20 protein-coding genes and 1 tRNA gene are annotated in these 20758 nt (G+C 59.9%); 3 read left to right on the top strand and 18 right to left on the bottom strand.

The window, feature by feature from the left end; all coding sequences use genetic code 11:
* The first annotated feature begins 25 nt into the window (after positions 1–25).
* Both egtB and egtD read left to right on the top strand, forming a co-directional pair.
* Entirely contained in the window at positions 26–1318 is a 1293-nt protein-coding gene (egtB, locus tag RIE53_11990; GenBank protein MEQ9105403.1) for an ergothioneine biosynthesis protein EgtB, read from the top strand.
* A 34-nt stretch (positions 1319–1352) separates the two neighbouring features.
* Positions 1353–2327 (top strand): L-histidine N(alpha)-methyltransferase, encoded by a 975-nt coding sequence (egtD, locus tag RIE53_11985; protein ID MEQ9105402.1) that lies wholly within the window; start codon positions 1353–1355, stop codon positions 2325–2327.
* Here the strand turns inward: egtD and RIE53_11980 are convergent.
* The 7 genes from RIE53_11980 to RIE53_11950 form a co-directional block, all read right to left on the bottom strand.
* On the bottom strand, positions 2290–2685 hold the full coding sequence (locus RIE53_11980) for a hotdog fold thioesterase (GenBank protein MEQ9105401.1): 396 nt from the start codon (positions 2683–2685) through the stop codon (positions 2290–2292). The two genes, egtD and RIE53_11980, sit on opposite strands and share 38 nt — an antisense overlap.
* 106 nt (positions 2686–2791) lie before the next feature.
* Positions 2792–4462: a carboxyl transferase domain-containing protein gene (locus RIE53_11975; GenBank protein ID MEQ9105400.1), complete on the bottom strand. Its 1671-nt coding sequence runs from the start codon at positions 4460–4462 to the stop codon at positions 2792–2794.
* Between the two features lie 120 nt (positions 4463–4582).
* Positions 4583–4762 carry a general stress protein CsbD gene (locus RIE53_11970; GenBank protein MEQ9105399.1) on the bottom strand — a complete coding sequence of 60 codons (180 nt, stop codon included), beginning with the start codon at positions 4760–4762 and terminating at the stop codon, positions 4583–4585.
* A gap of 109 nt (positions 4763–4871) precedes the next feature.
* Positions 4872–5465: a TetR/AcrR family transcriptional regulator gene (locus tag RIE53_11965; protein ID MEQ9105398.1), complete on the bottom strand. Its 594-nt coding sequence runs from the start codon at positions 5463–5465 to the stop codon at positions 4872–4874.
* Between the two features lie 91 nt (positions 5466–5556).
* Complete coding sequence (locus RIE53_11960) at positions 5557–6333, bottom strand: hypothetical protein (protein MEQ9105397.1); 777 nt, start codon at positions 6331–6333, stop codon at positions 5557–5559.
* 1 nt (position 6334) lies between these two features.
* Positions 6335–7243, bottom strand: a complete 909-nt coding sequence (locus RIE53_11955) for a HEAT repeat domain-containing protein (protein ID MEQ9105396.1) — start codon at positions 7241–7243, stop codon at positions 6335–6337.
* Positions 7240–7806: a sigma-70 family RNA polymerase sigma factor gene (locus tag RIE53_11950; protein ID MEQ9105395.1), complete on the bottom strand. Its 567-nt coding sequence runs from the start codon at positions 7804–7806 to the stop codon at positions 7240–7242. Before RIE53_11950 ends, RIE53_11955 begins: the two co-directional genes overlap by 4 nt.
* 51 nt (positions 7807–7857) lie before the next feature.
* On the opposite strand from RIE53_11950, the gene RIE53_11945 reads away from it, so the two are divergent.
* Complete coding sequence (locus RIE53_11945; GenBank protein ID MEQ9105394.1) at positions 7858–8802, top strand: phosphodiester glycosidase family protein; 945 nt, start codon at positions 7858–7860, stop codon at positions 8800–8802.
* Here RIE53_11945 and RIE53_11940 read toward each other — a convergent pair.
* From RIE53_11940 to tuf, 11 genes are all read right to left on the bottom strand, one after another.
* Positions 8759–9004 carry a hypothetical protein gene (locus RIE53_11940; GenBank protein MEQ9105393.1) on the bottom strand — a complete coding sequence of 82 codons (246 nt, stop codon included), beginning with the start codon at positions 9002–9004 and terminating at the stop codon, positions 8759–8761. The genes RIE53_11945 and RIE53_11940 overlap by 44 nt on opposite strands.
* A gap of 63 nt (positions 9005–9067) precedes the next feature.
* Positions 9068–13354: a DNA-directed RNA polymerase subunit beta' gene (rpoC, locus tag RIE53_11935; GenBank protein ID MEQ9105392.1), complete on the bottom strand. Its 4287-nt coding sequence runs from the start codon at positions 13352–13354 to the stop codon at positions 9068–9070.
* 36 nt (positions 13355–13390) lie between these two features.
* Positions 13391–17224, bottom strand: a complete 3834-nt coding sequence (gene rpoB / locus RIE53_11930) for a DNA-directed RNA polymerase subunit beta (GenBank protein ID MEQ9105391.1) — start codon at positions 17222–17224, stop codon at positions 13391–13393.
* A 151-nt stretch (positions 17225–17375) separates the two neighbouring features.
* Positions 17376–17750, bottom strand: coding sequence for a 50S ribosomal protein L7/L12 (gene rplL / locus RIE53_11925; protein MEQ9105390.1), 375 nt, complete (start codon positions 17748–17750; stop codon positions 17376–17378).
* Between the two features lie 73 nt (positions 17751–17823).
* Positions 17824–18354 carry a 50S ribosomal protein L10 gene (gene rplJ / locus RIE53_11920; protein MEQ9105389.1) on the bottom strand — a complete coding sequence of 177 codons (531 nt, stop codon included), beginning with the start codon at positions 18352–18354 and terminating at the stop codon, positions 17824–17826.
* A gap of 4 nt (positions 18355–18358) precedes the next feature.
* On the bottom strand, positions 18359–19069 hold the full coding sequence (rplA, locus tag RIE53_11915) for a 50S ribosomal protein L1 (protein MEQ9105388.1): 711 nt from the start codon (positions 19067–19069) through the stop codon (positions 18359–18361).
* 111 nt (positions 19070–19180) lie between these two features.
* Complete coding sequence (gene rplK, locus RIE53_11910; GenBank protein ID MEQ9105387.1) at positions 19181–19618, bottom strand: 50S ribosomal protein L11; 438 nt, start codon at positions 19616–19618, stop codon at positions 19181–19183.
* A gap of 142 nt (positions 19619–19760) precedes the next feature.
* A complete protein-coding gene (gene nusG, locus RIE53_11905) occupies positions 19761–20306 on the bottom strand; it encodes a transcription termination/antitermination protein NusG (protein MEQ9105386.1) in 546 nt (181 codons plus the stop codon).
* A gap of 2 nt (positions 20307–20308) precedes the next feature.
* Complete coding sequence (gene secE, locus RIE53_11900) at positions 20309–20491, bottom strand: preprotein translocase subunit SecE (GenBank protein ID MEQ9105385.1); 183 nt, start codon at positions 20489–20491, stop codon at positions 20309–20311.
* 43 nt (positions 20492–20534) lie between these two features.
* A tRNA-Trp gene (locus RIE53_11895) sits at positions 20535–20607 on the bottom strand.
* Positions 20608–20617: 10 nt separating this feature from the next.
* A partial coding sequence (gene tuf, locus RIE53_11890; GenBank protein ID MEQ9105384.1) for an elongation factor Tu occupies positions 20618–20758 on the bottom strand: 141 nt, incomplete at its 5' end.

Raw genomic sequence — 20758 nt, 5'->3', positions numbered from 1 at the left:
TTGAAGGCTGAACCTCCAACCGATCATGCAGGATCCTGAACCGGCTGGAACGCCGGCCCTTTCGGCCCGGTTTTCCAGTGTCCGAGAACAAACCCGCCGGATTGCGGCACCACTCGCACCCGAAGATCACGTCGTCCAGTCCATGGAAGACGTGAGCCCGACAAAATGGCACCTGGCCCACACGACCTGGTTTTTCGAGACCTTCGTCCTGGGGCCAAACGTGGAGGGATACCGGCCGTACAACGAACGGTTCGCTTACCTGTTCAATTCCTACTACGTGCAGGCCGGTGAGCGCTTCTCACGTCCCCACCGCGGCCTGCTTTCGCGCCCGACGGTCGATGACGTGAATGCCTATCGTGCGCACGTGGACAGCGCCATGATGGCCTTCCTGCGCAAGCTGCCAGCGGGAACAGCCCCCGAGGTGGAACGGGTCGTGGAAATCGGCCTGAATCATGAGCAGCAACATCAAGAGCTCATGGTAACGGACATCAAGCACGTCCTGTCCATCAATCCGCTGCAGCCGGCTTACGACCCTTCCGGGAAGCGGATGCCGTCTGACGACCTTCCGACCACCTGGATGGCCTTCAATCCAGGCATCGTAACCATCGGGGACGCAGGCTCGGGGCGCTTCTGCTTCGACAACGAAGGCCCCCGCCATCGCGTGTTCGTTGAACCGTTCGAGTTGGCCTCCCGACCGGTAACCAACCGCGAGTACCTCGCATTCGTGGAAGATGACGCATACGCGAACCCGGTCCTCTGGCTTTCCGAAGGCTGGGCGACCGTGGCGCGTGAAGGATGGACGCACCCGCTCTATTGGCAGCACGAGAATGGGGAATGGACCGAATTCACGACGGCCGGCCGCCTTCCGCTCGACCTGGACGCGCCCGTTACCCACGTCTCCTTGTTCGAAGCCGACGCGTTTGCGCGATGGTCCGGTGCCCGCCTGCCGACGGAATTCGAGTGGGAGCACGCTGCCGGCTCAGCCATCGGAAACACAAACATCACGGGTCACTTCAGCGAGGACCTGATCTTCATCCCGTCACTTTCCGGTGAAAGGAGTCTCATTGGACCTTTCCACAACCTGTTCGGCAGCACCTGGGAGTGGACCAGCAGCCACTACTCTCCTTATCCCGGATACGAAACCGAGGACGGAGCACTCGGAGAGTACAACGGGAAGTTCATGTACAACCAGTTCGTGCTCCGGGGTGGAAGTGTGGCTACGCCCGGTGATCACATCCGCCTGACCTATCGCAATTTTTTCCCCGGCCATGCCCGCTGGCAGTTTTCCGGAATCCGCCTGGCCCGATCCGCCCGCTGAGTCGGCTCGGCCTCATCCACCTGCACCCGCTCCCATGTCTTTTCGTGTTCGCCTGTATCTGGATCTTGCCCCCGAATCCGACACGTTTTCCGTCGATGTCCTTGGGGGCCTCAAACAATCCCCGAAATCCATCCCCTCCAAATATTTCTATGACGGGCGGGGATCGCAGCTGTTTGACGAGATCTGCGAGCTGGACGAATACTATCTGACGCGCACGGAAATGGCCATCCTGGAGGACAACATGGGGGCCATCACGGACCGGTTGGGAACGTCTGCCATCCTTGTTGAATACGGCTCCGGGAGCAGCCTCAAGACACGGATGCTGCTGGACGCACTCCCTGACGCGGACGCGTACGTCCCCGTGGATATCTCGAGGGATCACCTGCTCATGGCATCGGAGCACATCCAGGAGCGATACCCGAACCTGCGCGTGCTCCCGGTCTGCGCGGATTACTCCCAACCGATTCCGTTGAATCTGGTCCCCACGCCGGGCTCCCGGATTTCCGTATTCTTCCCGGGATCCACGATCGGCAACTTCAAGCCCGCGGAAGCGGTGGATTTCCTGTCCCGGCTGGGCGACGTCGTGGGACCGGGAGGCGGCGTCTTGCTGGGGGTGGATCTGGTGAAGGACGAAGACGTCTTGCGAGCCGCCTACAACGATGCCAGCGGAGTCACGGCCGCCTTCAACCGGAATGTGCTCATCCACGCAAACGCACGTCTGGGGGCCGACTTCCAGCCGGAACGCTTCGACCACGAAGCCATCTGGAATGCCGATGCCAGTCGGATTGAAATGCATCTCATAAGTCGCGAGCCCCACATAGTCCGGATTGGAGAGGATGCCATCGAACTGGAAAGAGGCGAATCCATCCTGACCGAATACTCCCACAAATACACACTCACGGCCTTCCGGGACCTGGTCTCGGAAGCGGGCTTCGAAGTGGACCGCGTGTGGACGGACGATCGGAGCTGGTTCAGCCTGCAGTATCTCGTTGCAGGACCGCGAGCGTAAGCCGCCCGGTACTGATCAACCGACCTGCTTCATCCTCCACATCGACCTGCCAGACCTGGATGCGCCGTCCAGCCTGGATGGCCCGGGCCGTTCCGACCACCTGTCCACTGCGTATGGAACGGATGTGATTCACGTTGATCTCGATGCCCACGCAGTAGTGCTGCTCATCCACTGCCCAGGCGGCCGCCACGCTGCCAAGGGTTTCCACCAGCGCGGCGGTTGCGCCACCGTGAAGCAGGCCCAGCGGTTGTTTGGTGCGTGCATCGACGGGCATGGTCCCGCGCAGCCAGTCCGGCCCCACGTCCACCAGGACCATGCCGAGGTGCTCGACCATGGTACCCGCGCAGCGGTCGTTCATGGCGTTCACGTCCGGAGTGCGTTTCCACACGGTACGTTCTTCTGGATTCCCGGCATCCGGGAGCGGTGGGTTCGGCATTGGAATCCTCACGACTGGGTGGAACGGCTTACGTCTGGATGACCCCGGGATTGAAAACCGGAGCATCCGGATTGAGGTTGGCCACGGACAAGCCGCGGCTTATCCAGGACCGCGTCTGCACCGGATTGATGATCTCATCCACCCACATGCGAGCGGCGGCATAATAGGCCGTGGTCTGGCGATCATACCGGTCCTTCATCTGCTGGAGGAGATCCGCCTCCTCTTGTTCAGTCAGTTCTTTTCCCTTGCGGGCCAGGGTCGCTTTCTGGATCTGCAACAAAGTCTTGGCAGCCTGCGATCCACCCATGACGGCCATCCGCGCCGTGGGCCATGCGCATATCATCCGCGGATCGTACGCGCGACCGCACATGGCATAGTTGCCCGCACCGAAGGAGTTACCGATCACAACCGTCAACTTGGGTACGACGGAATTGGCCACGGCATTAACCATCTTGGCCCCATCCTTGATGATACCGCCGTGCTCGGCGCGCGACCCCACCATGAAGCCGGTCACGTCCTGGAGGAACACCAGGGGAATCCGTTTCTGATTGCAGTTCAGGATGAATCGGGTGGCCTTGTCCGCTGAGTCCGAATAGATGACTCCGCCCGCCTGCATTTCGTCGGTATGAGCCTTCACGCCGGCCTTCGCCTTGACGATGGTACGCTGATTGGCCACGATACCCACGCTCCAGCCGTCCACGCGGGCATAGCCCGTCAGGATGGTCTGTCCGTACTCCTGTTTGTATTCCGTCCACGATCCGGCATCGATCACGCGGGCGAGAACGTCCCGCATGTCATACGGTACCGCGCCTGAAACCGGTACTATGCCGTACAACTCGGCTGCATCGTGCGCAGGGGCAACCGGCTCGGCCCGATCGAACCCGGCTGTTGGACGGGCGCCCTGGCGGCCCATCAGTTCCCGGATGGTGGCCAGGCAGGTGGCATCATCCGGCATGAGATAGTCGGTAACACCGGAGATCCGGCTGTGGGTGGAGGCGCCTCCCAGTGTTTCGCTGTCCACGTCCTCTCCGATGGCGGCCTTCACCAGGTAGGGGCCCGCCAGGAATACCGATCCGGTTCCGTCCACGATCAAGGCCTCATCGCTCATGATGGGCAGGTAAGCGCCCCCGGCGACGCAGCTCCCCATGATGGCGGCAATCTGCGGGACCCCCATGGAAGACAGTACCGCATTGTTGCGGAAAATCCGTCCGAAGTGATCCTTGTCGGGAAAAATCTCATCCTGCATGGGCAGGAATACCCCGGCCGAATCGACGAGATAGATGATGGGCAGGCGATTCTCGATGGCAATTTCCTGAGCCCGGATGTTCTTCTTGGCCGTAATGGGAAACCAGGCACCGGCTTTCACGGTCGCATCGTTGGCCACGATCATGCAGAGTCGCCCGTTGACATATCCGGTCCCCATGACGGTTCCGCCGGCCGGACACCCTCCCTCCTCCTCGTACATTTCGTAGCCCACGAAGGCACCGATCTCCTGGAAATCCCCGGGGTCGTCCACCAACGCCGCAATCCGCTCCCGAGCCAGCATCTTCCCACGATCGTGCTCGCGCTTCTGGCGCGCTTCACCGCCGCCCTTGTGGATGACGTCCAGACGGGCGCGCCACGTGTCGAGCAACGCCAGATATTCAGCTTCGCGCCGGGCAAATGCCGGAGAATTCAATGGGGTGGACGTGGTGTTCATAAATTCAGGAATACACAGTACCATCAAAAAAGTCCCGGCCGGGAAACCGGCCAGGACTTTACACGGGATCCGGATGAGGGATCCCGGACTTGCGGGCACCCCCGACAGGGTCAAACGACCCTACAGGAATGCCGAGATCTTCTGCACGATTTCTGCTTTCGGCTCTCCCGTCTTCTCATGGATGAGGTTGACCATCTTGGAAAGATTGCCACGGGCCTTTTTCATTTCCTTGTCGCCGAATTCCTCCGTATTCCAAATGGTCTCAATCTGGGTAACCACGCGTGCCCAGCTGTCGTTCATGCTTTTCGTAGCCATCGAAAGTCGCTGCAGTCAGTTTTGAAGAACAAAGTTGATACTAAAATAATGCATTCCCGGTTTCCTGACCGGGATCATTCGAAGGATTCACGCTTTATTTCAGGCTTTTTTGGCCGCGGACAATGCGTTCTATGACCTCCTGGAGCAGCGTCGCATGCTCTATTTTCCGGTCTATCCGGTGTCCGTTGATCAGGCTGACCACGCCGTGCAGCTGTGCCCATATGGACGTGGACCCCAGCAACGGGTTGACCCCGTCGAACACCCCTTTCTCCGCTCCTTCCGTCAGTGCCCTGGCAAAGAACTCCAGATTCTGTCGCGCGCGGCGGTATTTCTCGGCCGGATAGCGCTCAATGTACTCCGTGTGCAGGATGTACATGATCTCGTAATACTCCGGGTACTCCAGTCCGAACGCAGCGTATGCAGCACACAGGGCCCTCAGCGTGGCTTCCGGATGGCCCGGCACCACCTCCTTCGACAACCGCTCGTGCAGCATGCCAACACCCTCATCAATCAGGGCGTGAACGAGCTGATCCTTGTTTTCATAGTGCAAGTAGATGCTCGTCGCCGAGTACCCGATTTGTCGGGCAATCCGGCGCATGGACAAACTGGCATACCCGTCGGTCGTCAGGAGTTGTCGCGTCGTATCGAGGATGAGCCGGCGGAGATCAGGCTCCGGGGATCTGGACATCGGGCTGGATCGGTGTCAGGTAGGATTGCCTAGGGCGTGTTCACACTTCGCCAGAACTTAGGGCAGACCCGGACCATCTCAAAGTCCGGAATCAACGCCGACGGACCGACACATTACCCACACCACTGGACAGGGACAACTCGGGGCCGCCCCCGTTGATTTCGCCCTCGCACGAGCGGCTCAGGAACTCTCCCCGCTCCCGCAGCCCGAAGGCACACGAAGCCGACCCGACCGATGCACGGGCATCGATGTCCAGGGACAGATCCTTGGCCACATACACGGTGACGTTTCCAGCACCGGAGCGCAATTCAGAGCGCTTGTCCAGGGCCCGGACCAGCGTCACATCCACATTGCCGGCACCGGTCCGTACATCAATCCGGCCTCCTGCAGCCTCGACCTCGATGTTGCCGGCACCCGTCTGAAGGTCCGTCAGCCCGCCAACGCCATCCAGGGTCACATTCCCGGCCCCGGTCGAGCCGGTTACATCACCGTCCACCGGATCGATCTCCACATTACCGGCACCCGTATTGAACGCAACGGACCAGGACTCGGGCATGTACACCGTCACGTCCACGCGGACATTGTTCCAACGGCGACCATTTTCATCGTATTCGGACTCGATGACCACCCGGTTGCCCCGGGCTTCGATGGTCAGTTCGTGCAGGTCCACATCCAGGTCACGCTCCACCTCTACCCGTACCTGATTGTCCCGGGTAGTGCGAACGACCAGGTCACCGAAGTCCATGTCCACCTCGAGCGCTCCTCCCGGTCGGACATCAAAATTCCTGGAGACCGTGTCCTGGCCCCAGGCAAGGGTGGCCGGAAACAGGCAGATCAGGGCGGCTATGAAAAACGTACGTGTGCTCATGTCAATTCAGGGTTTCAAGGGCTTGGGTGGTTTCCATGTCAACGAGTGCCATGGCGGCCTGGCGCCGGATGTGTGGATTCTGATCGCGGGATGCCACTTCCAGGGCGTGCGCCACGTCCATGGTGACCAACTCGGAGCGCGTGACCGCATCGAGCGCCCGCATCCGGATGGCCGTGTTCGGTTCGTTCACGACGAGATCCAGGAGAACGCTGCGGAGCGAACCCGAGACGGGAACGTGCTCATGCAACTGTTGCAATGCCTTCAACGCCTGGAGGCGTGTGGCAGCGTTCGGATCGGAAACGAGGATGCCCTCCAGGGCGGACACGATATCCGCCCCGGGACGGATGCGGGATTCGGCCAGTGCGCGGGCCGCCCGCATGCGACTCAAGGGGGAACTGTCCGAATGAAGCGCCTGTCCCAGGAGTTGCTGGATGTCCGCGTCGTCCACCGTACCGGCAAGCGTGGCCGGACGCACGGTTTCATAGGCTACCTGAACCAATCCGGTCTGGCTGTCGAACGACACGTCACTGACGCGGGCGGATTCCAGGGCAGAGCTCGAACGTTCCGGCATCCGGGTCAAGCGACCCAACCCGAATGCGACGATGGCAATGACGGCAGCCACGGCGATCTGCCGGACGGGCATCCGGAACAGGACCGGACGGGACCGTGCCGGTTGACGGGTGGCACCTATTCGGTCGGCCATCGCAAGGCGGATGGGCTCCAGTTCCGCATCCGTGAAGTCAATCAGGGGTTGCCGGGGGACCCGACCCGACAGGGTCGAAAGGGACGCCCACTCGGCTCGACATGCTCCGCAGCTTTCCAGCCGGGCTTCGACCTCGCGTCGACGCGCAGGTTCGAGCTCGTCATAGAACAGGAGCATGAGATCTTCCTTCGGGTGCGTGCAATTCATGGTGTGTAGTCAAGATCAATGAGCGCATCACGCATTTTTTGCGTCGCTCTGAACAGGTAATTCTTCACGGTGCCTTCGGCGCAGTCGATCATGGAGGCGATTTCCCTGAGTTTGTAGCCATGCATGTGCTTCAGGACGAAGACCGTTCGTTCCCGATCCGAAAGATGGCGCAGGCTGCCTGAAATCCGGTCGCCAACCTGGGTCCATTCGAGCACCGTATCGGGCGCCGCCTGTGGGCCGTGAGGGGACTCAAGTTCCGGTCTGTCCGGTCCGTCAATGGACACCTGATGCATCCAGGACCCCTTTTTCCTGAGATTCAAGGCTTCGTTGATGACAATCCGTGTCAACCAGGTCCCGAATGAGCTTTCCTGCCTGAATGCGTGCAGCCGGGTCCACGCCTTCACGACGCCGTCCTGGAACGCATCCTGGGCATCGGCCCGGTTGCCGGTAATCCCGAAAGCTATTTGCAACGTCCGTTTGTCGTACATGCGTATAAGGTCCCCGAAAGCGCGGGTATCGCCCTCCCGTGCGGAACGGATGAGCCGGGTTTCAACGGTTTCCATCACACCTCTGACAACCTGCGGCGGTGTTTGGTTTGCGTCGTATTTTGAAACATGATTCGACCGTCCATCCTTTTCGCGTGGGTGCTCGCTCTCTTCGGAGCAGCGGCATGCTCACCTTCCTACGAGAAACCCGGTACATGGGTGCAGTTGCCAGGATCGGGCGACGGAATCACCATCCATGCCTTCGAAAGCGGGACATTGCCGGTCAACGCTTGGTATGCCCACGTGGATACGGATTTCCCCGGAATCGACATTGCCGTGGTGGCGCCCCGGGATCCGGACGGACGCGCATCGGCGTCCGACCTGGCACGGGAGAGCGGTGCCTGCCTCCTGGTGAATGGCGGATATTTCAGGATGGACGTGACGCCCACGACCCACGTGGGTCTGCTGCTGTCCGAAGGACGGCTCCTGAATGGTCCGACGACGGGGGTTTTCCGGGACGGCATCCGATATGAGGTGGCCCGTTCCGCCATTGGATTCACGCAGGACGATCGTCCGTCGGTGGGCTGGATAACCTCTTCCGGGGACTCCCTCGTGTGGCTGGCGGCGCCCGTCGCGAACCAACCCGGCAAACCCGGTGCCGTGCCTGCCGACTCCCTTTTCCGTCGATGGGATGCTTACGATGCCGTTTCCGGCGGCCCCAGGCTCCTGGCGGCCGGTTCCATGGACATCGCCACCGATGCCGAGGTCTTTTTCGGCACCAGCATTCCCAACATTCACCCGCGAACCGCTGCAGGAATCACGCAGGAAGGCGATCTCATCCTGATGGTCGTGGATGGCCGCCAGGGTGGCAGCCGGGGTGTTTCGCTGGAAGAATTGGCTGAACTCATGCGCTCTGCAGGAGCCGTCGATGCTGTCAATCTGGACGGAGGGGGATCATCCACCATGATCTGGGGGGATGCGCTCGTCAACCTGCCGACGGGCGGCACGTTCGAGCGGGAAGTTGCATCGGCTATTGCTGTGCGATGCGTCGGCGCCGGTAGGTCTGCTCCTTGAAGTGGATATAGCCCAAGACGAACAGGGAGAGGGGCGGCAACAGGGACATGGCCACGATTACCACCCACTTCAACGGTCGGGGCCAACCGCGGATGACCACGCCGGCGACGGCCATGAGCAGTGAGATGGCGGAAATGAAGCCGATCGTTGCGAGGAACAGTGTCCCTCCGGCTCCTACCCATTCATATACAGCGCGTAACATGCCGGTGACTACGCCGGCCGTGCACTTCAGATGCACGGCCGGCGCGTCTGCACCGAAGCTTCATTACGGAACGACCAGGCCGCCGTCTCCTTCGTCGTCGGAGGACTGGGAACCGCCCACGGCGGCTTCCAATTCGGCCAGTTCCTTGCGGGAGCCCACAATCAGGTCGCGGAAGCGACGCTGACCGGTTCCTGCCGGGATGAGGTGGCCGACAATCACGTTCTCCTTCAGACCGTAGAGCGGATCGGACTTGCCTGCGATGGAGGCTTCCGTCAGCACCTTGGTCGTCTCCTGGAAGGAGGCCGCCGAGATGAATGAATCCGTGGACAGCGAGGCCTGCGTAATACCCAGCAGGACCGGATCGGCAACGGCGGGCTGTGCCTCGCGAACCAGGACCGGCGGTTTGTCCTGACGCTTCATCTGCGAATTGACTTCGCGCAATCCACGTCGGTCAATGACATCGCCAATGCCCAGCTCGGACTCTGCGGGGTCGGTCACAACGAACTTGTCATACAAGTCATCATTCATTTCCTCAAGCAGGAAGCGATCCACGAGGTTGTCTTCCAGCAGGTTTGTATCGCCTGGGTCGGCAACGCGAACCTTGTGCATCATCTGGCGGACAATGCATTCGATGTGCTTGTCGTTCAGCGTAACGCCCTGGAGTCGGTAGACTTCCTGGACTTCGTTGACCAGGTACTCCTGTACGGCACGCGGGCCGAGGATGGCCAGGATGTCATGCGGTGCAATCTGCCCGTCGGACAGGGCATCGCCGGCCCGGACGACATCGTTCTCGTGTACCAGGATGTGCTTCGTCATGGGCACCATGTAGGCTTTCGACTCCGTGCCGTCACGGCTGGTAACCACCAGTTCCTGTGAACCGCGCTTACGACCGCCGAACGTGACGACGCCATCGATTTCCGCGACGACGGCCGGATCGGTCGGCGTGCGGGCCTCGAAGAGTTCGGTAACACGCGGCAGACCACCCGTGATGTCCCGGGTCTTGGCGGACTGGCGTGGGATCTTGACCAGGATCCGGCCGGCAGCGACCTTCTCCTTGGCGTTGACCTGGATACGGGCACGGACCGGCAGCGGGTATTCCCGGATGTTGCCGTCCTTGGTCGTGATCATGATGGCCGGCGTGAGGGACTTCTCACGCGTATCGATGATGACCTTCTCCTTGTATCCGGTCTGCTCGTCCGATTCCTCGCGGAACGTCGTGCCTTCCATGATATCCTGGTAGCCCACCGTACCGGCCATTTCCGAGATGATGACGGCGTTGTAGGGGTCCCAGCTTGCCAGGACCTGACCCTTCTCCACCATGTCGCCTTCCTTGACCAGCAAATCGGCTCCATAGGGAATGAGGTTCGAAATCAACTGCCGATCCCCGTCCTTGGGATCCACAATCCGGATTTCACCCTGACGGGACAGGACCACGTCGCGGGTCTCTTCACCCGAGTCATACTCGACCGAGCGCAGGTTCTCGAATGCAATCTTGCCCGAGAATTTGGCCTGGACCGTGCTTTCAGCCGAAATACGGCTGGCCGTACCACCGATGTGGAAGGTACGGAGGGTAAGCTGGGTACCAGGCTCGCCGACCGACTGAGCCGCAATGACACCCACGGCCTCTCCGACCTCAACCATCCGGTTGGTGCCGAGGTTACGTCCGTAGCATCGGGCACACGCGCCGCGACGGGACTCACACGTCAGTACGGAGCGGATTTCCACTTCCTCGATGGACGTTTCGGCGATGGCGCGGGCCTTCTCCTCGTCAACCAGCTCATTGGCACCCACCAGCGTTTCATTGGTGAGCGGATCGGTCACATCGTGAACCGATACGCGGCCCAGGATCCGGTCGGCCAGCGATTCCACGATATCCTCGTTGTCCTTCAGCGCGGAAATGCGGATTCCCCGGAGGGTTCCGCAGTCCTGTTGCGTGATGGTGACGTCCTGTGCAACGTCCACCAGACGACGGGTCAGATAGCCGGCATCGGCCGTCTTGAGGGCCGTATCGGCCAGACCCTTACGGGCACCGTGGGTCGAAATGAAATACTCAAGGACGGACAGGCCTTCCTTGAAGTTGGAAATAATCGGGTTCTCGATGATCTCACCGGCGCTACCGACCAAGCTCTTCTGCGGCTTGGCCATGAGACCACGCATGCCGCCCAGCTGACGGATCTGCTCCTTGGAACCACGGGCACCGGAGTCGGCCATCATGTAGATGGCGTTGAAACCGTCCCGGTCCTTGGTGAGCGTATCGAACAGCACTTCAGAGACCTGGTTGTTGGTCTTCGTCCAGATGTCAATGACCTGGTTGTAGCGTTCGTTCTCCGTGATGAAGCCCATGGAGTAGTTGTTGCGGGCCTTCTCCACTTCCTTGGCCGCCGCATTGATCATGACTTCCTTGGCGTCAGGAATAATGATGTCGGCAATGGAGAACGTGAGGCCGGCCGTCGTGGCATTCTCGAATCCGAGCTGCTTCATGGCATCCAGGAAGGCAGCTGTTTCAGGGAAGCCGGTCGCCTTGAGGACGCGTCCGATGACGCCACGAAGGTTCTTCTTCGTGAGCACCTCGTTGATGTATCCGACCGCGGATGGAACGATCTCGTTGAAGAGGATCCGTCCCATGGTCGTGTCAATCTTCGCACCGTCGTCCAGACGGACCTGGACGCGGGCGTGCAGGTCGACGCGACCCTGATCAAAGGCCTGACGGGCTTCTCCCATGCTGCCGAACCGCATGCCTTCTCCCTTGAGACCGGCACGCGACTTCGTCATGTAGTACAGACCGAGCACCATGTCCTGCGTCGGAACGGCAATCGGTCCGCCGTGGGCCGGGCTCAGGATGTTGTGGCTGGCCAGCATGAGCAGCATGGCTTCCAGGCTTGCGTCGTGCGAAAGCGGCAAGTGGACGGCCATCTGGTCACCGTCGAAGTCGGCGTTGAAAGCCGTACAGACGAGCGGGTGGAGCCGAATGGCCTTGCCCTCGATGAGTACCGGCTGGAAGGCCTGGATACCGAGACGGTGAAGCGTGGGAGCACGGTTCAGCAGGACCGGACGGCCCTTGATGACCTTCTCCAGGATGTCCCACACATCGCTCGTGCGACGATCCACGACCTTCTTGGCACTCTTGACCGTCTTCACGATGCCGCGCTCAATGAGCTTGCGGATGATGAACGGCTTGAAGAGCTCCACGGCCATTTCCTTGGGCAGACCACACTGATGCAGCTGCAGCTCGGGGCCGACCACGATCACGGAACGACCGGAGTAATCGACGCGCTTTCCGAGCAGGTTCTGACGGAAACGGCCCTGCTTGCCCTTCAGCATGTCCGACAACGACTTCAACGCGCGGTTGGAGTCGGAGCGGACGGCATTGGCCTTCCGGGAGTTGTCGAACAGGGAGTCCACGGCTTCCTGAAGCATCCGCTTCTCGTTACGCAGGATGACTTCCGGTGCCTTGATGTCAATAAGACGCTTCAGGCGGTTGTTCCGGATGATCACCCGGCGATACAGGTCATTCAGGTCGGACGTGGCAAATCGGCCGCCTTCGAGCGGCACCAACGGACGCAATTCCGGGGGAATGACCGGGATGACGCGCATGACCATCCACTCCGGACGGTTCTCAATGCGGCGATTGGCTTCACGGAACGACTCCACGATGGTCAGGCGCTTGAGGGCCTCGCCTTTACGCTGCTGACTCGTTTCCGTCTTGATCTGGAACCGGAGTTCCTGGGCGGCACGGACCAGATCAATGCGCGAGAGCAGCATCTCAATGGCTTCACCACCGATCATGGCGATGAACTTGTCCTTGTCGTCGTCGTCAAGGCGGTTGTTGTCCTCGCGGATCTGGTAGAGGATGTTGAAGTACTCATCCTCGGTCAGCAGCTGATTCGCCTCCACGCCGAGACCGGCCGCACATCCTGGTTGGACGACGACGTAGTTCTCGTAGTAGATAATGCGCTCCAGGTCCTTCGACCGGATACCGAGCAAGTGGCCGATCTTGTTCGGAAGCGTCTTGAAATACCAGATGTGGACGACCGGCACGCTCAGCGTGATGTGTCCCATCCGCTCGCGACGAACGGATTTCTGGGTGACCTCGACGCCGCAGCGATCGCAGATGATACCCTTGTAACGGATGCGCTTGTACTTGCCGCAATGGCACTCCCAGTCCTTGACCGGACCGAAAATCTTCTCGCAGAAGAGCCCTTCCTTTTCAGGCTTGAACGATCGGTAGTTGATCGTCTCCGGCTTCAACACCTCACCGTAGGAACGCTCCAGAATGGCTTCCGGGGACGCCAGGCTGACGGTAATGCTGTTGAAGCTCTTCTTGATCTTCTGTGGTTTTCCGTAAGGCATATCGAATGGCAGTAGTTAAAAACCTGCAATAAGGACTCAGTCGAGGCTGACTTCCAGACCAAGACCCTGTAGTTCGCGAACGAGCACGTTGAAGCTCTCGGGCGTACCCGGCTCGGGCATGTTTTCGCCCTTCACAATGCACTCATACGCCTTTGAGCGACCCTGTACGTCGTCGGACTTGTACGTGAGCATTTCCTGCAGCACGTGCGAAGCACCGTAGGCGTAGAGCGCCCAGACTTCCATTTCCCCGAGACGCTGTCCACCGAACTGCGCCTTGCCACCCAGCGGCTGCTGGGTAATGAGGCTGTATGGACCGATGGACCGGGCATGGATCTTGTCTTCGACAAGGTGACCCAGCTTCAGCATGTAGATATAACCGACGGTCGTGCGTTGATCAAACGGCTGACCGGTCCGGCCGTCAATGAGCTGTGCACGTCCATCCACCGGCAAGCCGGCCTTCTTCATGGTCTCCTCGACATCCGCAACGGTTGCCCCGTCGAAAATCGGCGTCGCGAAGTTCGTGCCCAGCTTCTTGCCGGCCCATCCCAGGAGCGTCTCGTAGATCTGACCCAGGTTCATACGCGAAGGCACGCCCAGCGGGTTGAGGACGAGATCGACCGGCGTACCGTCCTCGAGGAACGGCATGTCTTCCACGGGCACGACCTTGGCGATAACACCCTTGTTGCCGTGGCGACCAGCCATCTTGTCACCCACCTGGATCTTGCGCTTCTTGGCCACATAGACCTTGGCCAGCTGCACGATACCCGGGGGCAACTCGTCTCCCATCTGGAGCTGATGCTTCTCGCGTTTCGCAATGCCGTTGAGCAGACGGTGCTGCCGCTCGTAATTGCGGATGAGCTGCTTGACCTTGCCGTTCAAATCCTCGTCATCCGTGAACGGGATGCGCGGATCGAGTTGAAGCGGTTCGATGTTCTTGAAGGCCCCCTTGGTAATCTTGGCACCTTCGGTCACGACCACGTTGCCTTCGCGGTCAATGAAGTCGGCGGCTTTCTTTCCGTTCAGGAGCGTGAAGAACTTGTCCCAGAACTTCTCCGTCAGGTCGGCGAGGCTGTGATCCAGTTCCTTCTCGATTTCCCCGAGTCGCTTCTGCTCCTGCTTCTTGGAAGCCGGATCCAGCTTGCGACGGCTGAACAGCTTGGTATCGATGACCACACCGTTCATGCCCGGCTTCGCCTTCAGCGACGCGTCCTTGACATCCCCGGCCTTGTCGCCGAAGATGGCCCGGAGCAATTTCTCTTCGGGGGTCGGGTCGGTCTCCCCTTTCGGGGTGATCTTGCCGACAATGATGTCGCCCGGCTTGACTTCGGCGCCAACACGCACGATTCCACGCTCGTCGAGGTCCTTCGTGGCCTCTTCGGAGACGTTCGGGATTTCCCGGGTGAGTTCTTCCTCGCCCCGTTTTGTGTCCCGGACCTGGAGTTCGAACTCCTCGATGTGGACGGACGTGTAGACGTCGTCCGCAACCAGGCGCTCGGACACCACGATGGCATCCTCGAAGTTGTATCCGCGCCATGGCATGAAGGCCACCAGCACGTTCTTTCCGAGGGCCAATTCGCCCTTGTCGGTCGAGAACCCGTCCGTCAACACGGTACCCTTCTGGACACGGTCGCCGACCTTGACGATGGGGCTCTGGTTGACCGTGGAGTCCTGGTTCGTCCGGCGGAACTTGATCAGTTCGTACGTAACGCTCGACTCACCGAACGAGAGCAGTTCCTCGTCCTCGGTGCGGTCGTACTTGATGATGATCTTCCGCGCGTCGACATATTCCACCACACCGTCCCCTTCGGCCTGCAGAACGGCACGCGAATCGCGGGCCACGCGACCTTCCAGTCCGGTACCCACCAGCGGAGCCTGGGCGCGCAGAAGCGGCACAGCCTGGCGCTGCATGTTCGAACCCATGAGGGCGCGGTTGGCATCGTCATGCTCCAGGAACGGAATGAGCGACGCAGCCGGCGACACGATCTGGTTCGGGGACACGTCCATGTAGTCGATCTTGTCCGGCTCGGCGATCGGGAAATCACCACGGAATCGACACTTGACGTACTTGTTGACGAAGTTGCCCTTCTCGTCGATCGGCGCGTTGGCCTGAGCGATCATGGCATTGTCTTCACCTTCCGCCGAGAGGTACTTGATCTCATCGGTGACCCGGCCCTTCTTGACCACCCGATAGGGCGTCTCGATGAAGCCGTAATCGTTGATGCGCGCATGGACACAGAGCGACGAAATAAGGCCGATGTTCGGACCTTCCGGCGTCTCGATGGGACAGAGGCGACCGTAGTGCGTGTAATGCACGTCACGGACCTCGAAGCCGGCACGCTCACGGGTAAGACCACCCGGACCGAGCGCCGACATGCGTCGCTTGTGCGTCAGTTCGGCCAGCGGATTCGTCTGGTCCATGAACTGGCTGAGCTGGTTCGTTCCGAAGAACGTATTGATGACGCTCGAAACCGTGCGTGCGTTCACCAGATCCTGCGGCGTGAATTTCTCGGCATCCCGGAGGTTCATCCGCTCCTTGATGGTCCGGGCCATGCGGGCCAGACCCAGCGAGAACTGGGAGGCCAACTGCTCACCGACCGAGCGGACACGACGGTTGCCCAGGTGATCGATGTCGTCCACTGAACTCTTGCCGTTCTGCAAACGGATGAGTTCCTGGATGATGGCAATGATGTCCTCACGCGTCAACGTGAGCTTGTCCATGTCCTGATCAATCCGCAGGCGCGTATTGATCCGGTACCGGCCAACCTCACCGAGGTCATACCGCTTTTCGGAGAAGAACAGCCGCTCGAGGACACCACGTGCGGTGTCTTCGTCTGGTGCTTCCGTTCCGCGGAGCTGCATGTACAGGTATTCGAGTGCCTCTTTTTCGGAGTGCGTCGGATCCCGTTTGATGGTGTTCAGCAGCGTGGTCTTGTCGAGCACGCTGTCGTCATCCTCGTCCACTTCACGGACAATGTGGATGACCTTGATTTCGGCTTCCTTGAGCTTGTCGTAGTCGCCTTCCACCAGCTCGTGCTGGGCAGGAAGGATGACTTCACGCTCGACGCGCTCCTCAATGATTTCTCCGGTATCCTCATCCACGACTTCCGTCACGCGTTCCACGGATACCGAGGCTGCCAACGTGCGCCCGACCAATTTGGCAAAGGCCTTTTTGGTCTTGACGTCGACCGTGTCGGCCAGGTCGAAGAGCTTTACGATCTCGTCATTCGAGGAGTACCCGAGTGCCCGCAGCAGCGTCGTAACCGGAAGCTTCTTCTTCCGGTCGATATAGGCCCACATCATGTTGCCCACATCGGTCGAGAACTCCACCCACGATCCGCGGAACGGGATGACCCGTACGGAGAAGAGGGCCGTGCCGTTGGGATGCATGCTCTGCCCGAAGAACACGCCCGGGCTGCGATGCAGCTGTGACACAACCACGCGCTCGGCGCCGTTGATCACGAACGTTCCGCGCTCGGTCATGAACGGCAGGTTGCCCAGGTAGACCTCCTGCTCGACAGCCTCTTCCGCTTCGTCCTCATCCTCGTCTTCCTTGCTCGAAAGACGGAGCTTCGCCTTCAAGGGCACGGAATAGGACAATCCCTGCGCAATGCATTCTTCAATGCTGTGCTTCGGGGCATCCAGTGCGAAATGGATGAACTCCAGCGTATACCGCTCACGGCTGTCCTGGATGGGAAAGTGCTCGTTGAACACGGCCTGGAGGCCAGTGTTGGCACGTTCTTCCGGTGGAACATCGTCCTGCACGAAGTCGCGATACGACTGCAGCTGGACGTCCAGGAAATCAGGGTACTTGTGAACCTGCTTGATGCGCGCAAAGCTGTGGCGCTCAGCGTGACCTTTGACGTTGGGCATGGTCTAGGTAGATACCGTGGAAAGGAACCGGGAATCGGCCGCCCCGGGTGTCGGCTTGTAGTCTCTTGAAGCGCCGAAAGCCGACCCCGATATAATCGGAGTCGGCCCGCCAGTCGGACGTGCTATTCGGCTGGAGTCACAGATAGAGCGATTACTTGAGCTCTACTTCTGCGCCTGCTTCTTCCAGTTTGGCCTTGATGGCCTGTGCGTCATCCTTGGATGCGGCTTCCTTGACCGTCGACGGAGCACCGTCAACCATCTCCTTGGCCTCTTTGAGTCCGAGACCGGTGATGGCGCGGACTTCCTTGATGACGTTGATTTTCTTCTCGCCAGCGGACTTCAGGATGACGTCGAATTCCGTCTGCTCCTCAGCGGCTTCGGCAGGACCGGCAGCCGGTCCGGCAACCGCGACGGCTGCAGCAGCCGGCTTGATTCCGTACTCGTTTTCGAGCAACTGAGCGAGTTCGTTGGCTTCCTTGATCGTGAGTCCGACCAGTTCTTCAGCCAGTTTTGCAATATCTGCCATGATGTTTCTTTGTTTCCTGCAGCTGTCTGCACCCGCGAGGGGCTCGGCTGCTGATTAAGGGATGGTTACAGGATCAGGCTTCCGCCTTTTCAGCGATGGTCTTGATGGCGCCAACAATGTTGGAACCCTGGGCCTGCAGCGCTCCAACCACATTCGTGATGGGCGACTGCAGAAGACCAACGATTTCTCCGATGAGTTCGTCCTTCGACTTGAGCTGCGTGAGCATTTCAAGCGCATCGGCCTCATAGACCGCACCCTCGACGTGCGCCGCTTTCAGCGACGGAAGGGTCTGCTTCGTCTCATCCAGGAATTTCTTGATGACCCGGGCGGGTGCTGACGGCTCTTCCGAGAACGCCACGGCCGTGGGGCCATGAAGTGCATCGAACACTTCGTCATATCCACCGATCTGCTCCATGGCGAGACGGAGCATGGTGTTCTTCACCACCTTGTACTCGACGCCAACAGCACGGAACCGCGTACGCAGTTCGGTTGCCTGGGACACGGTCAGACCGGAGTAATTCGTGAGGTAGATGGTCGGGGTCTGCTGGAGCTTGTCAACGAGCTCGACAACAGCCGCTTCCTTCTGTGTTTTCGTCATTGCCATGGTATTACCGGAGTGAGCTGGTGACCACATTCCGATCGACCGGAATGCCAGGACCCATTGTGGTGGAAAGCGTTATCGAGCGGACGTACAAGCCCTTCGCCGATGCCGGACGAAGGCGCATGACCTCGCGGATGAACGCTTCCGCGTTCTCCTTGATCTGCTCGGCCGAGAACGATGCCTTTCCAATGGCGACATGCAGGATTCCTGCCTTGTCGACACGGAAGTCGATCTTGCCGGCCTTGACATCCTTCACCGCTGCGGCCACGTCCATGGTGACGGTTCCGCTCTTCGGGTTCGGCATGAGTCCCCGGGGACCGAGGATGCGCCCCAGTCGGCCGACCACGGCCATGACATCGGGGGTCGCAATCATGACGTCGAAATCGGTCCATCCTTGCTTCTGGATCTTTTCCGCCATGTCTTCCAGACCGACGAAGTCAGCACCGGCATCGCGTGCCTCCTGCTGCTTGCCTTCCGAAGCCAGGACGAGGACCCGGACATCCTTGCCCGTGCCGTGCGGCAGGGCAACCATGCCACGGACCATCTGGTCGGCGTGGCGCGGATCGACACCCAAACGGATATCCAGATCGACGGACTCATCGAACTTGGCCGATGCCGTCTGCTTCAACAGCTCTGCCGCCGTACCCATGTCGATGGGCCCCTCGGTCTCAGAAACCAGCTTCTGGACCGCGCGGTAGCGTTTCCCTCTTTTTGCCATGATCATGCGATCTGTGCGGTGCTGACGCCGTGCATCCAATGCTTTCGGCTCCCGCAGGTGATTGTACCGTCCCGTGCGCCAGGATGGCACGCGGGCTGTTGGGTGGGAACGTCAGGCCTGGGGCGCGCCCTTGACCTTGATTCCCATGGAACGGGCCGTACCCGCAATCATGCGTGCCGCCTGATCCAGGTCGAACGCATTCAAATCCTTCATTTTCTGCTCGGCGATCTCGCGGCACTGGGCCCACGTGACCGAACCGGCCGTCTCGCGGAGCGGATCGGCGGCGCCGGACTTGATTTTCGCGGCCGTCTTCAGGAGCACCGCAGCCGGTGGACTCTTGACGATGAACGTGAAGGACTTGTCTGCAAAGACGGTGATGACCACAGGCAGGATGAGACCCATCCGATCCTGGGTTGCCGCGTTGAACGCCTTGCAGAACTCCATGATGTTGACGCCTTTCTGACCAAGGGCCGGACCAATGGGGGGTGCAGGCGACGCCTGACCGGCCTTGATCTGGAGCTTGATGTAACCGTCTATCTTTTTTGCCATAACGGTGTGCGGTGCAAACGCCGCAGCAAGCGGCTCCCGCGATTGGGTTTCGTGCTTAGAAGTGCAAGCCGATTATTTACAGCCCGCAAGCTTGTTGGTTCCGCCGCATTTCAAAGTCGGCGTGAAGATCATACCGCGAAGATCACTCTTCGTGCTCAACCTGCAAATAGTCCAGTTCGAGCGGGGTTTTCCGTCCGAAGATGGAGACCATGACCTTGACCTTGGCCTTGTCCGGGTAGACTTCTTCGACTATGCCGTTGAAGTTGTTGAATGGACCGTCCACAACCTTGACCGGATCGCCGTTCTTGAACGGGATTTCCGGCTGCTCGCCTGCTTCGAGGGCCTCGTCCATCTTGCCGAGGATCCGATTCACTTCCTCCTGACGGAGCGCAGTCGGCTCGTCGCCGGTCGTCAGGAAACCGACGACCGAAGGGACCTGGGACAGGATGTGCTGCAGTTCCTTGTCCAGGATACAATGCAACAGGATGTAGCCCGGGAAGAAGTTCTTCTCCCGCGTACGCTTCTTTCCGCCCCGCATTTCGAATACGGTTTCCGTCGGGATCATGATTTCGGGGAGCTTCTCCTCGAGCCCAAGACGGGTCATTTCGCGCTCCAGGTACTCCTTCACTTTCTTCTCGTGTCCCGAGAACGTGCGAAGGACATACCATTTCCGGATTCTTTCAGCCATGATCAACCATAGATAACTTCCAGGACGGTGCTGATTACGCGGTCCGTCCCGAAGATGAAGAGCGACATGACCAACGTGGCAACGATGGTAACGATGGTGTTGCTGGTCAGCTCCTGCTGAGAAGGCCAGGTGACCTTCCGCATTTCCTTGGCAACTTCCTGAAGATACTCTGTGACCTTGTTCATACTTCGCCTTTGAAGTTATCGTAAGACGCCGGAGCGTCAAGTGCACGGGCGGCAGGACTCGAACCTGCAGCCTGCGGTTTTGGAGACCGCTGCTCTGCCAATTGAGCTACGCCCGTAATCGCCTTGTCAGTCCAGGATTTTGGAGACGACGCCGGCACCGACGGTGCGGCCGCCTTCACGGATGGCGAAACGAAGGCCCTGCTCCATGGCAACAGGCACAATCAGCTTCACCTTGAACTGCGTATTGTCGCCCGGCATGACCATCTC

It is taken from the genome of Rhodothermales bacterium (assembly GCA_040221055.1).
Taxonomy (GTDB): Bacteria; Bacteroidota; Rhodothermia; order Rhodothermales; family UBA10348; genus 1-14-0-65-60-17.
This window is presented reverse-complemented; position numbering and strand designations above follow the sequence as displayed.